Origin of the sequence: Spongiactinospora rosea (genome assembly GCF_003315795.1) — a bacterium.
Classification (GTDB): Bacteria; Actinomycetota; Actinomycetes; order Streptosporangiales; family Streptosporangiaceae; genus Spongiactinospora; species Spongiactinospora rosea.
Window position 1 is genome coordinate 338,956 of the sequence record NZ_QMEY01000004.1, and the last position, 13,166, is coordinate 352,121.

Annotated in this window: 16 protein-coding genes and 1 tRNA gene; 5 read left to right on the forward strand and 12 right to left on the reverse strand. The window is 69.7% G+C overall.

What is annotated here, in order from left to right; genetic code table 11:
- Positions 1-14: 14 nt before the first annotated feature.
- Positions 15-500 (reverse strand): MSMEG_6728 family protein, encoded by a 486-nt coding sequence (locus DP939_RS13430; protein ID WP_113980991.1) that lies wholly within the window; start codon positions 498-500, stop codon positions 15-17.
- A gap of 172 nt (positions 501-672) precedes the next feature.
- Here DP939_RS13430 and DP939_RS13435 point away from each other — a divergent pair, with 172 nt between their 5' ends.
- Positions 673-930, forward strand: coding sequence for a hypothetical protein (locus DP939_RS13435; RefSeq protein WP_113980992.1), 258 nt, complete (start codon positions 673-675; stop codon positions 928-930).
- Between the two features lie 84 nt (positions 931-1,014).
- Here the strand turns inward: DP939_RS13435 and DP939_RS13440 are convergent, their stop codons facing one another.
- Together DP939_RS13440 and DP939_RS13445 are read right to left on the reverse strand one after the other, a co-directional pair.
- Positions 1,015-1,491, reverse strand: a complete 477-nt coding sequence (locus tag DP939_RS13440; RefSeq protein ID WP_113980993.1) for an NUDIX domain-containing protein — start codon at positions 1,489-1,491, stop codon at positions 1,015-1,017.
- Positions 1,492-1,526: 35 nt separating this feature from the next.
- The gene (locus tag DP939_RS13445; RefSeq protein ID WP_113980994.1) at positions 1,527-1,922 is read right to left on the reverse strand and encodes a VOC family protein; all 396 of its coding nucleotides are present in this window, start codon (positions 1,920-1,922) and stop codon (positions 1,527-1,529) included.
- A 61-nt stretch (positions 1,923-1,983) separates the two neighbouring features.
- Between DP939_RS13445 and DP939_RS13450 the strand changes: the two genes are divergently transcribed.
- Positions 1,984-2,439, forward strand: coding sequence for a MarR family winged helix-turn-helix transcriptional regulator (locus tag DP939_RS13450; RefSeq protein ID WP_113980995.1), 456 nt, complete (start codon positions 1,984-1,986; stop codon positions 2,437-2,439).
- On the opposite strand, the gene DP939_RS13455 is transcribed toward DP939_RS13450, so the two are convergent.
- Complete coding sequence (locus DP939_RS13455; protein ID WP_113981164.1) at positions 2,411-3,370, reverse strand: CPBP family intramembrane glutamic endopeptidase; 960 nt, start codon at positions 3,368-3,370, stop codon at positions 2,411-2,413. The genes DP939_RS13450 and DP939_RS13455 overlap by 29 nt on opposite strands.
- Positions 3,371-3,488: 118 nt before the next feature.
- On the opposite strand from DP939_RS13455, the gene DP939_RS13460 reads away from it, so the two are divergent.
- The gene (locus DP939_RS13460) at positions 3,489-4,736 is read left to right on the forward strand and encodes a sensor histidine kinase (RefSeq protein WP_225878223.1); all 1,248 of its coding nucleotides are present in this window, start codon (positions 3,489-3,491) and stop codon (positions 4,734-4,736) included.
- Positions 4,724-5,362: a response regulator gene (locus tag DP939_RS13465; RefSeq protein ID WP_113980997.1), complete on the forward strand. Its 639-nt coding sequence runs from the start codon at positions 4,724-4,726 to the stop codon at positions 5,360-5,362. Before DP939_RS13460 ends, DP939_RS13465 begins: the two co-directional genes overlap by 13 nt.
- Here the strand turns inward: DP939_RS13465 and DP939_RS13470 are convergent.
- Together DP939_RS13470 and DP939_RS13475 are read right to left on the reverse strand one after the other, a co-directional pair.
- Complete coding sequence (locus tag DP939_RS13470; RefSeq protein ID WP_147267979.1) at positions 5,347-6,066, reverse strand: hypothetical protein; 720 nt, start codon at positions 6,064-6,066, stop codon at positions 5,347-5,349. The genes DP939_RS13465 and DP939_RS13470 overlap by 16 nt on opposite strands.
- Positions 6,067-6,405: 339 nt before the next feature.
- Positions 6,406-6,882 (reverse strand): NUDIX domain-containing protein, encoded by a 477-nt coding sequence (locus DP939_RS13475; RefSeq protein ID WP_225878224.1) that lies wholly within the window; start codon positions 6,880-6,882, stop codon positions 6,406-6,408.
- Positions 6,883-6,970: 88 nt separating this feature from the next.
- Here DP939_RS13475 and DP939_RS13480 point away from each other — a divergent pair, with 88 nt between their 5' ends.
- Complete coding sequence (locus DP939_RS13480; RefSeq protein WP_113981000.1) at positions 6,971-7,414, forward strand: DUF4240 domain-containing protein; 444 nt, start codon at positions 6,971-6,973, stop codon at positions 7,412-7,414.
- 45 nt (positions 7,415-7,459) lie between these two features.
- Here the strand turns inward: DP939_RS13480 and DP939_RS13485 are convergent, their stop codons facing one another.
- The 6 genes from DP939_RS13485 to DP939_RS13510 all read right to left on the reverse strand — a co-directional run bounded on the left by DP939_RS13485 (position 7,460) and on the right by DP939_RS13510 (position 13,103).
- On the reverse strand, positions 7,460-9,232 hold the full coding sequence (locus DP939_RS13485; RefSeq protein WP_113981001.1) for a S8 family serine peptidase: 1,773 nt from the start codon (positions 9,230-9,232) through the stop codon (positions 7,460-7,462).
- Between the two features lie 1,159 nt (positions 9,233-10,391).
- Positions 10,392-10,466 (reverse strand) — tRNA-Val (locus DP939_RS13490).
- Between the two features lie 24 nt (positions 10,467-10,490).
- Complete coding sequence (locus DP939_RS13495) at positions 10,491-11,447, reverse strand: ROK family protein (protein ID WP_113981165.1); 957 nt, start codon at positions 11,445-11,447, stop codon at positions 10,491-10,493.
- Between the two features lie 144 nt (positions 11,448-11,591).
- Positions 11,592-11,909 (reverse strand): hypothetical protein, encoded by a 318-nt coding sequence (locus DP939_RS13500; protein ID WP_113981002.1) that lies wholly within the window; start codon positions 11,907-11,909, stop codon positions 11,592-11,594.
- A 158-nt stretch (positions 11,910-12,067) separates the two neighbouring features.
- Positions 12,068-12,523, reverse strand: a complete 456-nt coding sequence (locus tag DP939_RS13505; RefSeq protein ID WP_113981003.1) for a peroxiredoxin — start codon at positions 12,521-12,523, stop codon at positions 12,068-12,070.
- Positions 12,524-12,674: 151 nt separating this feature from the next.
- On the reverse strand, positions 12,675-13,103 hold the full coding sequence (locus DP939_RS13510) for a DUF3052 domain-containing protein (RefSeq protein ID WP_113981004.1): 429 nt from the start codon (positions 13,101-13,103) through the stop codon (positions 12,675-12,677).
- Between the last annotated feature and the right edge of the window lie 63 nt (positions 13,104-13,166).

Consider the following 13,166-nt stretch of genomic DNA (forward strand, 5'->3'; position numbering starts at 1 on the left):
GGCCGCTGGCCGAATCACCGGGGCGGGCGGCAGGCGGGGGCGCGGCCCGAGGACGGCCAGACGTACGGCAGGTCGTCCGGCTCGTCGCCGAACAGCGGCCGGTAGTGGCCCGGGTCCTTGCGGAGCAGCGCCGAACGGTGGCTCAGGTGGAACCCCGGGTCGCCCAGCCACGGCGGCAGCTCCCCCGCCTCCGCCAGCGCGGCCTGGTCCCGGGCCCGGCCGATGCCACAGACCGCCGCCAGCTCCGTGGTCATCGTGGCGGCGCAGGTGTCGGCCCGGCCCAGGCCGCTCCAGTGGGCGCACACGTCAAGGCCGTACCGGACCAGGGCCTCCTCATAGCCCGCCCACATGGCGACGGCGGGGTGGTGCCGCCAGCCGTACCCGGGGACGGTGAGCGCGCGGAAGACCTGCAGCGCCTCAACGCGCTGTTTGCCGAGTCGTACCGGATCGAGAACTCCAGCGGACGCCCGGAAATCGGGATAGGGAAGAAATGTCTGCATAACCCCTCACGCCCCTGTCATCCCCAGCGCAACAGCGTTACAATCCCGCAACGGCAGAGGTCAAGACCTAGCCATAGATCATGGTCCGGCCGTGCAATGGCACGGCCGGGCGGGAAACCGGATCCGGCAAAGCCCCGCGGGGCCTTCGCCGCATTTTTTGGGGGTGACCGGCGTGCCGACACGGAATGACGACGACAGCATCCTGATCCGTCGCGTACGCGAGCGTACCGCCGCGCTCCTTGAGGCCCTCACCAGCGACACCGACGAATCCGATTTCATCCGCCGCCGCCTGCAGCAACACGCGCGCGAGGTCGTCCGCGCCCGAGCCCGGCTCGCCGCGGGCCCCGCCCTTCCCGATATCCAGGATCTTTTGGCGGAGCCCCCGGAGGAGCCTTCTCTCGTACCTGGCTACTCGGGCAAGCGGGAATAGCGCGTTTTCGCGTCCGGCGGTTATTCCGGTCGCCTGTGGCACGCCGTGGAACGAGCCCGGGAATGCCTTTACCCGTCAGCGGGGTCATGCGGGCGGGACGGCCCTGCCGTACTCCAGATAGACCGTCTCGCCCAGCTCCCGGGCGACCACTCCCGCCTTGACCCGCCGCGCCAGCGGCCCGGCCAGCACGTCATCCAGCTCGTCGGGCGGGCAGAAGTCGTATCCGCTCAGCTCGCCGTCGGTGAACGTGATCCGCGAACGCGTCCCGTCGTCGATCTCACCGCCGTCGAAGACGAAGAGGATCGTGCCGCCGTCTCGCGTACCGGGCTCCCAGTCGGCCACCAGCAGCCGCCCGATTTCGGGCTCGATGCCGAGCTCTTCGCGCACCTCGCGCACACACGCCTGGTAGGGCGTCTCCCCCGGCGAAAGGCACCCGCCGGGGATGTCCAGCCCGGCCTTGTAGACCGGCCGCACCAGCATCACCCGATCGGCCGTGTCGAAGAACAGCGCCCCGGCGGCGGCCCTGAGCAGGGCGAACGTCGGCCCAGCACGGTCGTTCACACCTCCGACCCTACGCTTCGCCGCCTGGGCGGGCGTCAGTAGGACTGGAGCTCGATCAGCGTGCCGGCCGGGTCGCGGAGGTGGGCGGCACGAAGGTTCTCCCCCCACTCCGGCCGGTCGGCCGCGCGGGCCACGAGGGTGCCGCCGTGCCGCAGGCACAGGTCCAGCCCGGCATCCACGTCCGGGACCCGGCACACGAACATCACGGTGTCCTGCTCCGCCGACGGCCCCGGCCCAGGCAGGGCGTCGGCCATCATGTCGCGGTCGATCAGGGCGAGGACGCACTGGCCGCCGACGTCCCAGCTGGCGTACGGGCCGGTCGGCGAACCGCCCGCCGGTTTCGCACCGGCGAACGACGCCAGGATCGCATCGTAGAAGGCGTGGCAGTCGGCGAAGCGGGAGACGAGCAGGCGGGGATGCAGGGCGTCCATGGCGGCACTCCTCAAATTAGTGGGTCCGCACCCACTATAGGTCTACCCCTAGAGTTCAGGCATGGCCTCCGACGAATCACCGCCGCCGACGCTGGTCGCGCTCAGCGCCTACCTGCTGTCCAAGGTCGGCAAGACCGCCCGCGGGCGGATCGCCGAACGACTCGCCCGCCGCGGGCTGCGGCTGTGGGACATGGCGGTGCTCGCCTCCCTGGCCGACTTCGGCCCGCACGCCCAGCGGGACCTGGCCCACCGGCTCGACATCGACACCAGCGACATGGCGAAGGTGGTGGACCGGCTCGCGGGGTCCGGGCACGTCGAACGCTCCCGAAGCCCCGCGGACCGGCGCCGCGTCTCGGTCGCCATCACCGGCGCCGGCCGCGCCCTGCTGGCCGAACTGGAGGCCGAGACCCGCGCCGTCCAGGACGCGCTGCTGGCCCCGCTCGCCCCCGCCGAGCGCGACCAGCTCCAGGCCCTGCTCCGCCGGGTCTTCACCGCCGCCGCGGACTCGCCGTCGTGAGACGGCCGGTCAGGGCCAGGAAGGCGACGAACGCGCCCATCACGATCCAGCCGGGCCACCCGTTCAGGCCCGCCTGGAGCGGGTCGATGGGGTGGGCGGCGTCGGAGAACAGCCAGATCATCTGGACACCGGCGTTGCTGACGAAGGTGTGCGCGAGCACCGCGGGCCAGACGGAGACCGAACGCAGGCGCAGCCAGGCGAAGATCGGCACGATCAGCACCGTACTGATGATCATGTAGACCACCGAGGCCAGCGGCGAGTGACCCGGGTACTGGCCCCCCATGACCAGCGTGGGCAGGTGCCACAGCGCGAACACCACCGCCGTCAGGCCCATCGCGGGCCAGACGCCGAGCGAGGTCAGCCGCGGCAGCAGGTAGCCCTGCCAGCCCAGCTCCTCGCCGAAGAACATCGGCAGCCAGAGGATCATCGTGAGGATCAGGGTGCCCAGCCACAGCGCGAGTTCCGCCACGGGGACCCCGGTCTGTCCCAGCGTGGCCGGGGCGAACTGCGCGCGGAACCCGGAGAAGTTCGCGAGGTCCAGGCGGTAGGCGCCGGTCAGGGCGGCCACGCCGAGCGCGAGGAGCTGGAGCACGCAGGGCACGGCCGGCGCCAGCAGGCTCTCCCGGGCCAGCCGGCCCAGTGGGCGCGGCCTGACCAGGCCGATCGCCGCCCGGATGCTCGCCGGTCGATGGATCAGCCGCAGCACCACGAACGCCGACAGCGCGGGGGTCAGCATCATCACCGCGATGCAGATCTGGGTGAGCAGGGTCATGTCGTGCGCGGCCTCGGTACGGCGGAAGCCGCTCAGCAGCAGGGGCAGCATGGCCGCCCACGCGCCGCCGAAGGCGAGGGCCACGAAGATCCCGATGGCCCGCCAGGGCACAGGGTCCGATGCGCGCCGGGTGTCGTGGCGCGGGAGTCCGATCGTCATGTACGCCGACGCTAGGTACGCGGGCGGCCTGGCCACGAGCAGGTACACTCCCCGGGCAATGGTGTAGCGGGCTCCACTGCCGGGTCCGGTGAGAGCGGTGAGACTGGCCCCTGTGGACGTGAGTGAGAGACGGGCGGGCACGCGTGGACCGCTGAGCGCGGGGGTGCGGTCGGCACGGTACCTGACGGTCGCGCTGTTCACCGGCGTCGCCACACTGCCCATGCCGATGCTGCTGCTCGGCGCGACCGCGACGGTGGCCGCGGCCGGGCTCGGGCTCATCCTGCTGCCCACGGCGTTGCTGGGCCTGCGCCGGTGGGCCGACCTGGCCAGGCGGCGGGTCGGCGCGTACCTGGGCGAGGCGGTGCCGTCGAGGTACCGAGAGCCCGGCGGCCGGTTCTGGCAGACGCTGACGGACCCGGCGACCTGGCGGGACATCGGGTGGATGTTCGCGCACATCGCGGTGGGCATCCCGTTCGGCGCGATCGGGCTGATCGCCCTGGCCGGTCCGGTGGTGACGGTGGCCCAGGCGGCGCTGTGGTGGGTGCTTCCCGCGGACGAGCCGCTGACGCTGCTCGGCATGCCGGTCACCGGGTGGGGCACCGCGCTCGGCGCGGGCGCGGCGCAGCTCGTACTGTGCGTCGCGCTGCTGCTGTGGGCGACGCCGGCACTGGCCCGCGTGCACGCGCGCATGTCGCGCGCGCTGCTGCGGGCCTCGGCCGCCGAACGGCTCGCCGAGCGGGTCGACGCCCTGACCGAGAGCCGCGCGGACGCGCTGGAGGCGCACGCGGCCGAACTGCGCCGGATCGAACGAGACCTTCACGACGGTGCCCAGGCCCAGCTCGTCGCCCTGGCGATGCGCCTCGGTGTCGCCGAACGGACCATGGCCGAGGACCCTCAGACGGCCAGGCGGCTGCTGCGCGAGGCGCAGAGCGGGGCGGAGGAGGCGATGGCGGAGCTGCGCGACGTCGTACGGACGATCTACCCGCCGATCCTGGCCGACCGCGGCCTGGACGGCGCCGCCTCGGCCCTGGCCGCGCGCTGCCCCGTGCCCGTCCAGATCGCCGTGGGCCCGCTGGGCGCGGTACCGGCGGCCGTGGAGGCGACCGCGTACTTCGTCATCGCCGAGGCCCTGACCAACGTCGCCAAGCACGCCCGCGCGAGGCGGGCGCGCGTAGGGGTCCGGCGCGACGGGCCGTCCCTGCTGGTCGAACTCACCGACGACGGCATCGGCGGCGTGGACGAATCGCGCGGCAGCGGCATCGCGGGCATCCGCCGCCGGGTCGCCGCCCTCGACGGAACCACCCGCATCACCAGCCCGCCCGGCGGGCCGACGACCCTGGAGGTGACGCTGCCGTGCGAGTCGTGATCGCCGAGGACAACGTCGTCCTGGCCGAGGGCCTGAACCTCCTCCTCGCCTCGGCGGGTTTCGAGGTCGCCGCGATCACGGGCGACGGGCCGTCGTTCGTGGCGGCCGTGGCACGGCACGCGCCCGAGGTGGTTGTCGTGGACGTACGCCTGCCGCCGTCCTTCCGGGACGAGGGCATCCATGCCGCGCTGGAGGTCAGACGGCGCAGGCCCGGCCTGCCGGTGCTGGTGTTCTCGCAGTACGTCGAGCAGGTCTACGCCAGGGAACTGCTCGCGGACGGCCGCGGCGGGGTCGGCTACCTGCTCAAGGACCGGGTGACCCGGCTGGAGGAGTTCCTGGAGTCACTGCGCCGCGTCGCGGCCGGCGGCACCGCACTGGACGCGGAGGTCGTCTCCCAGCTCCTCGCCCGCAAGGCGGACCCGCTCGCCGATCTGACCCCGAGGGAGCACGAGGTCCTCACCCTCATGGCCCAGGGTCTGGCCAACACCGACATCGCCACCCGGCTCGTCATCACCGAACGCGCGGTGCACAAGCACATCGGCAACATCTTCCTCAAACTCGACCTCGCCCCGACCGACCCGGGCCACCGCCGCGTCCGCGCCGTACTGACCTACCTGGGCCTCTGACCCGCGAGCGGTCGGCTGGTCGATGGATCCACCTCGATCCAGCCGCTTTGGTACGGGTTGGCCACCCCACCGATGTAGACCTCGTCATATCGGCTGAACATGGTCCGCGTACCGCCGAAATCATCTGGCTCGCTCTTGATGGCGGCGGTCACCTGAAACGGCTTGTCCCCGTCATTGATGACTTGATCGGTCATCACACCCCGATCGAGAACCTCCAGCACGATGGAGAACCGGCAGTGATGCTCAAGGGTCCAGGCCTTCACATGGAAGACGATCTCCTCGTCCGGCTTCAGCGATATCGTGTTCTGCTGAAAGTAGTCCCCGCTCCAGTTCCCGCTTTCATCTTCGGCCTTGCCACGCGGCTCGGGCTCGTCGAGATCCAGGCCGATCTTCACGATTCTCTCCGGCGCTCCGGCGCTCGGGCTCTCGAAGTACGCGCCGGAAAGCGGCTCCCGGCATTCCGTGTCCGCCTTCATCCCCATGATGCGCACGGGCCGATCCCGATTCCCCCGGGCCACGATCTCGATATCGGTTTCCATGATATCCACACCACCCCGCCGCCGGAACCACTGGGCATGGGCCTCCGTATGCGCGGGAATGGCATTGATCGCGGCCAGGTCACCGGCCGACAGCCCCGGAGCCGACGAGAAGGCCCAGCTGTTGCTCTCGGACAGCCGCTGGACCTTCACCAGATCCACCGCCACCGCCGACCCCGGCCTCTGCACCGATGACGGACCGGGAGTCCTCGGTACGACCTCCGGCACGGCGGGAGGCGCCATCCGCTCCTGAATCGTCCAGACCAACACCGCGACCAGTACCGGCGTCGCAACCGCACTCCCGACCCACCTGACAACAGGCCGCTGCCACCAGCGCCGCGGCTGAGCCGAATGCAGGTTCCGCGGATACCTTGCGGGTCTTCCCATCAGGCTCCTTTCCCAGCACCAGCCATGATGGCACGCGACCGCATATTCGGGCAGCAAAAAGAGCCCGCGACGAAATGGATATATCCCCGCAAACCAGCAATATTCCCATTAAGTGAGCGATCACTCGGCGGGCGCGATCCGCCCGTGCTCCAGATAGACCGTTTCCATCGATCCACGGGCGGCGGCCGCCGCCTTGAGCCGACGAGCGAGCCGATCGATCAAAAGCCCGTCCAGCTCTTCAACGGAACGGAATTCGTACCCGCTCAACTCGTTGTCGGTGAAGGCGATCCGCTCGATCATCTCGCCACCCAAGATCCCGCCGTCGAACACGAACACGACCTTGTCCCCCTCCGGCGGAAGAGGCGCCCAATCGACCACGAGCAGTCGCCCGATGACCGGCCGGATGCCCAGCTCTTCCCCCACCTCCCGGACACACGCCTCATACGGGGTCTCCCCCGGCTCGACATACCCGCCCGGAATGTCCATAAAGGGCTTGTACGTGGGATGAACGAGCAGCACACGACCATCGCCATCAAAGAACAGCGCCCCAGCGGCGGCACTGGCCAGGGCGAACCGCGGGACCCGCTGATCATTCACGGCCTCGACCATACGCCGCAGGGCCGCATCTATGCGGGCGCGGCCATCTCATGAATCCTGTCGTCCCCCCGTGCCATGATCCCCCGCTATGGATCCCGATGAGTTCTGGCACCTGATAGAGCACTCCGGGCGCGAGACGAATGGCAAGAAGGCCCGCGCGTCATGGCTGCAAAATGCCCTGGAACAACGCTCCGCCGAGGCGATCATCGCCTTCGAGCACATCTGCGCGGCCAGGCGCCGAGTGGACGCCCAGGATCCCGGCTCATCCCCCACTCCCAAGGTCGGAAACGCTGGCATCCCGGCGCATGAGCTCGCCCCACGCTATGGGATCAGCGTGCGGTCAGAATCGGCGCACCTCCGCGGTACGGCTGTGATGAGCCGCCGCCACATCGTGGTGCCGCAACGAGTCCAGGCCGCGTTCCGAGGCGCGCCAGGAGGGCTACGCCGGCCGTACGCGATGGCGGCGAGCGCGCCGCCTCCTGCTGCGGGCAGCGGCGCGCCTAGGACGTGCGCGCGGTCGGCGCTCTCCTGACTCCGGCCGCTCAGAACACCACGGCTGTTCTCGGTGGACATACCCTCAGGCCGGTGGCGTCCAAGCGGCTACGTAAACCGTCTGGGGGCCTGATGGAACGTTGTAGCCGCGGACGCGCACCTGCCAGATGCCGGGTGCGACGGGCGCGGACGCCCGACACCTCTCGAAGACGCTGGCGATAGAAGTGCTCGACGCCCGGACGATACCGGAAGGATCGACCAAGTACAGATCGATGTCGTTGTGGGCGGCGCCGAACTCAGGCCACCAGATCGCGGCATCGATGAAGGGAGCTGTACCACTTACCGTGCCGAATGGGTGGTTGACCACCTGGCCGTTGGAAACGCTCACCTTGCCGAACATCGCCGTACCGTCCTGTGTCAGGCGCAGCGGACCGGCGCCGGTCGTGTTGTCGAACTGCGGCCGCTGCCCGGCGAGGATGAGGTGCGCGTACACCTGACCCGGATCGATCGTGCCGGTGCCGCCGCGGAGCCAGTTCCGCAGCAGCGCCGCCGCGCCGCTCGCGTAGGGTGTGGCACCGCTCGTGCCGGTGTAGATGTGCCTCGCGGTGTCTGAGGCGTTGCTCGCCGTCTCGGTATTCGTCGGGGCCTGGACGTCGGGCTTGAACCGGCCATCGGCAGTGGGGCCACGACTTTGACCGGGGATCTGCTGAAGGGTCTGGACGTCGAAGTTTCCGACCCCGATGACCCGGCGGGCATTGGCCGGGCAGCGCACGGTACCGGCGTTCGGGCCGAAGTTCCCGTTGGCGGCGACCACCACCGCCCCCACGTCGAACGCCGCGTCGGCCGCCTGCGCGAGTGCGCCCTGGTGGTCGGCGGTCCCTTGCATCTCCGCCACGATGACACGGTCGAGCACCGAAACCGCGGTCTGGAAGCCGCGTATCGCCGCCGCCTGGTCGAGGTTGCAAGGTGAGACCGATGGGTAGATCTTGAAACTGTCCAGCGTGATTCCGGTGACACCGCGAAAGTCGTTTCCCTGGTTGGCGTTGGCCGTGATGATCGCCGCCGAACCTGTCCCGTGGTTGCAGGTGTCGTTGGGGTTGAGGCTGGTGCCGGTGTTGCAGTCCGCGCCGCCGTTGACGCAGTCCCGGCGCAGGTCGATGTGCGACGGATTCGTGAACTGGGTGTGGGTGGACCGCACGCCGGTGTCGAGCAACCCGATCCAACCCGCATTCAACCCGAGGTTGAAGTATGGGTCGGAGTTGATGCGGGCCCGTCCGTCGTCCACCTCATCCTGTGGGGGCTCCTCGCCGGAGAACCGCGGCTCGATCGACACGATGTCCTCGCGGGCCGCGAGACGCTCCACCGATCGAAGGGGCATGTCGAACACGCCGCCCTTGATGATCCAGAACGGTTCCACCAAGTCCGCTTCGTAGCCGGCCAGCTCATCCGTCAGCCGCTGATACTCCGGCTCCCGGCGCGCTGCGATCGATCGCACCAGTTCCTGGGCCCGATCGAGCAACCGCCGGTTACGGCCGGAGTCGCGCGGCTCGTCGACCGCGGGCTCCGGGAAACGCGGGAGGGACGTGGAATCCGAGAAGACGACGATGATATGCGCCCGCTCGTCACCAGGCCGGCCGGCCAGCCACTCGCGCAACACCGGATGGACTTTCTCCCGGTCGTAGCGCGGGCTTGGCTCGTCCACCTGTTTGGGCTCGCGCGCCTCTTCGTAGAAGATGGCGTCGTCGGCGACCGGATGCTCCTCGACCCGCTCGATCACCCCTTGGCGCAACTCGACGTTATACATCACATTGTAGACGTCCTCGGTTTCGCGCCCTGCCGGATCGGTAAATACCGTCATGATTTTCCCCTATGGTTTCGATCTTCCAAGGAGACCACGTGAACCCGACTGGCCGCCGCCACGTCCTTCACAGAAACAATGCGGAGTGAATGATGACCTCGCGTCGTCTGCCACGGTCGGCGGATGGCAAAGAGCGGTGGCCGTGGGCTACTTGCGCGGCCTGCACCGTTCGTAGACCTCTTCTCAGACAACCACTTATCTGGCTGTATGCACTACCTCATCAACAGTTTTGGGTCTACATTGACATTGTGCGAACGATTTCATTGAATGGGGAGGGTAGCCTTGGTTTCAGGGTTTACCGGAAGATGCGTTTATGGCAGCATCGATGCCGACGGCTTCACGCGTAACTCGGTGAACAGTTCGAAAACATCTATGACGCGTCGGTCCAGGCCGTGTACCACGCCGGGTGTCGCACCCGTGATTCCGCTGGCCGCTCTACCGGCCACATGGCACGGTGATCCGGTCCGGTGCGAGCTCTGCCGTGCGATTCGGCGATCTGGGCGAGTATGCCGTCCAGCACGAGGATCGCGGGCCGGCCGGACGCTTGCCAAGGCCCGCGACCTGCCCGACTCGTCGATTACCCGCCCGGTCCGCAGCAGGTTGGCGAGCGCGACGGCACGGATCGCGTACGCGCGGCCAGCCGCCGCCTGTCCAGGTCATAGGCCGGCGGGCAAAGCTACGCGGGAAGGGATCCAGGAAGTTCCGCGGGCGTCCTTTGCTCGCTTTCTCGTCTGGGCCATCGCCTGGTAGGGCAGCCGCCATTCGTTAGTTGACCTGGATATACGCGGTGCTCAGGCGGGCTCGGCGATGGAACCAGCGGGCGCGGGCTTGATGGCGGCGTCGCCAGGTCGGCCAGTGAGACACCCTCTGTCAGCCTCAGGCCGCGCGTTTGAGCCCTCGGTTGCGGTTGGCCGTGTGAACGGCTTCGTCGTGGCCGCGGTCGGACTTCGCCCGGCGGGTCTGGCCCGCCCGGCCTGCGACGAAAGCGCTCAAGGCGATGGAGCCCCCACCGCCGACGAGGCTGAGGGCTTCGTTAGGGCGACGCGGTCGGGCAGAAGGCGGTGAGCTGCGGATGCTTCCGTGCTCCCGGTCGGCGGTGTGCTCCCGATTCCGTGATCCACGAAAGCAAGATCCCGAGGTCGGCGACCTGGGGAGATGCTGGTGGGCGGTACTGGGTTCGAACCAGTGACCCCTCGCTTGTAAGGCGAGTGCTCTACCGCTGAGCTAACCGCCCGCCGTTCGTGGTCGGCACTACACCTTACGGTACTGGGGCCGTGTTGGGCACATCAGGCGTCCAGGTGGTGCCGATGTCGGGGTGGCCGGCGATGTGCCAGCCGAGGAGGGCGGCGCCGAGCATGCCGGCCTGGGGGCCGAGGGCGGCCGGGCGGAGGGGTGGGGCGGGGCGGAAGGCGAGGTGGGTGGAGAGGCGGTCGGCGAGGGGGGTGAGGAGGAGGGGGCCGGATTCGGCGAGGCCGCCGCCGATGACGATCAGGGAGGGGTCCAGGAGGAGGGTGTAGGTGGCGAGGGAGAGGGAGAGGGCCTGGACGGCGTCGGTCCAGACCTCGGTGGCGTCCTTGTCGTCGCCGGTGGCGGCGCGGGCGGCGATCTCCTCGGTGGGGGCCGTGCGGCCCGTACGGCTCGCGTAGCGCCGTGCCACGGAGGCGGCCGAGGCGTAGGTCTCCAGGCAGCCCCGCTGGCCGCAGGCGCACGGCTCGCCGTCCGGGTAGACGGGGGTGTGGCCGATCTCGCCGCCCCAGCCGGTCGCGCCGGCGTACGGGGAGCCGTTCAGTACGCAGGCGCCCGCGATGCCCGTGCCGATGGGCAGGAAGAGGAAGTCGGAGACTCCGCGCCCGGCGCCGATGACCGCTTCGGCGAGGCCGCCGGTGCGTACGTCGTGGCCGAGCCGGACGGGCACGCCCTCGGGGGCGAACGCGGACGCCGGGACGTCGCGCCAGCCGATGTTGGCGGAGAACAGGGCGGCGTCCGGGGTGACCAGGCCGGGGACGCAGAGGCCGACTCCGGCCAGTTCGGTGCCACCGGGCGAGACGCGCGACAGGTCCAGGATGAAGGTGCGGATGGCCGCCACCACGGCGTCGGGGCCGTCGGCGCGCGGGGTCGGGCGGCGTTCGGTATGGAGGACCACGCCATCCCGGGTGACGGCGCCTCCCTTCATGGAGGTGCCGCCCACGTCGAGGCCCACTACGAACGCGCTCATGCCGCCCATCCGTTGATTAAATGCTGAAAAGGGGGTGTTCGTCACGCCACGGCCGTTATGTGGACAGCGGCGCCTTGACCATAGCGCAGCCGCGCCCGGTTCTCCTTAGAGCACTCCGGCCCCCACTTCTGGGGCGGGGGCGGGTCAGTTGCGGCCCAGGACGCGGTTGAGTGCGGCCTCCACCTCGGCGGACAGGCCGGGCGGCGTGGCAGGGGCGAGGACGCCGGAGGTGGTGGATCTGGCGGCCGGGCGTTCGGCGCCGCAGTCGCGGCACTCGACCTCGCCGAGCCGGCAGATCAGGCGGGTGGAGCCGCACGTCTCACAGGCGTCGAGCCGCAGGTCCGCGGCGCCCTGGCAGTCCGGGCAGATGAGGACCTGGCCTCCGTCGCTGACGCCGCGCAGCCAGGGGCTGGCGCCGCGGACGGGGTCCGTCTGCCGGGCCCCGCAGCGGTAGCAGGGCATCCTCGCCTCCGTCAGGATCGATGCTGGACGGTCACCACCGGCCGTCCCGGGCGAAGCCGCCCTGGCAGGCCGGGAAATCCGGAAATCTGGAAATATCTGGATCCCGTCGTGCCAGAAGGTCACATCGGGCCTAGCGCGATCATCACGGGCTCACGAACTCACGAGATCGCTGCGAGCGCCGCGGTGTACTCCGCCGTGTCGCGCGCCGAGTGGATCGGGTTGACGACCTTCCAGCGGACCACGCCCTCACCGTCGATGACGAAGGTGCCCCGCAGCGCGAGACCCCTGTCCTCATCGAAAACACCGTACCCCCGCGCCACCTCACCGTGCGGCCAGAAGTCCGACAGCAGCGGGAACGTGTACCCTTCCCGGTCTCCCCAGGCGCGCAGCGCGAAGATCGAGTCGACCGTGACGGTCAGCACCCGCGCCTCGTCGCGGCGCGGCGCGAACTCGTCGCGGATGGACCGCAACTCGCTGGTGCAGACGCCGCTGAACGCCAGCGGATAGAAGATCAGGACGATGTTCGACCCCCGCAGACCGGAGAGCCGGACCGGGGTGCCGTGCTGATCCTGCAGCTCGAAGTCCGGGGCGGTGGATCCGACCTCGACGGACATGCAAGGTCCTCCCGATCACCAGCCAGATGACACGTCTGGGCACATGGACAAGCGGTCACGGCGCGCGTCGGGCGCGCGCACGCGTTCTGCCGCACGGCCCGCGCGGAGCCGGCCGTACGGCAGTGACGGCCCCCGATGAACGAGCGACGGGCTAACGACGCGTCTTCGGGGTCGCCAGCCGGGTCCCCGACCAGTCGGCGGCGGCGCTGATGCTGCTGGTCTGCGACAGACCCGCCGTCGTGGCGTCCTCTCCTATGTCGCTCGGCTCCACGTGGCCGCTCCTGCCGGCCTTCGGCGTCAGCAGCCAGATCTGGCCACCATCGGCCAGCCCGGTCTGAGCGCCGGTCAGGACGTCGAACAGGTCGCCGTCACCGTCGCGCCACCAGAGCAGCACCACGTCAACGACGTCGTCATAGTCCTCGTCGACCAACTCGCTGCCGGTCAGCTCTTCGATGGACTCGCGAAGTTCTTCGTCGCAGTCCTCGTCCCAGCCGATCTCCTGCACCACCTGACCCGGCTTCAGGCCGAGTCGTTCGGCCAGGCCGCGCTCGCCCTGCGCCTGACCCGCGGTCGCGCTCACGTCTATCCCTCCTGCTTGAATGGCCCCGTCCGATGCGGACGTCCGGCCCTATGTGGGCCTTCG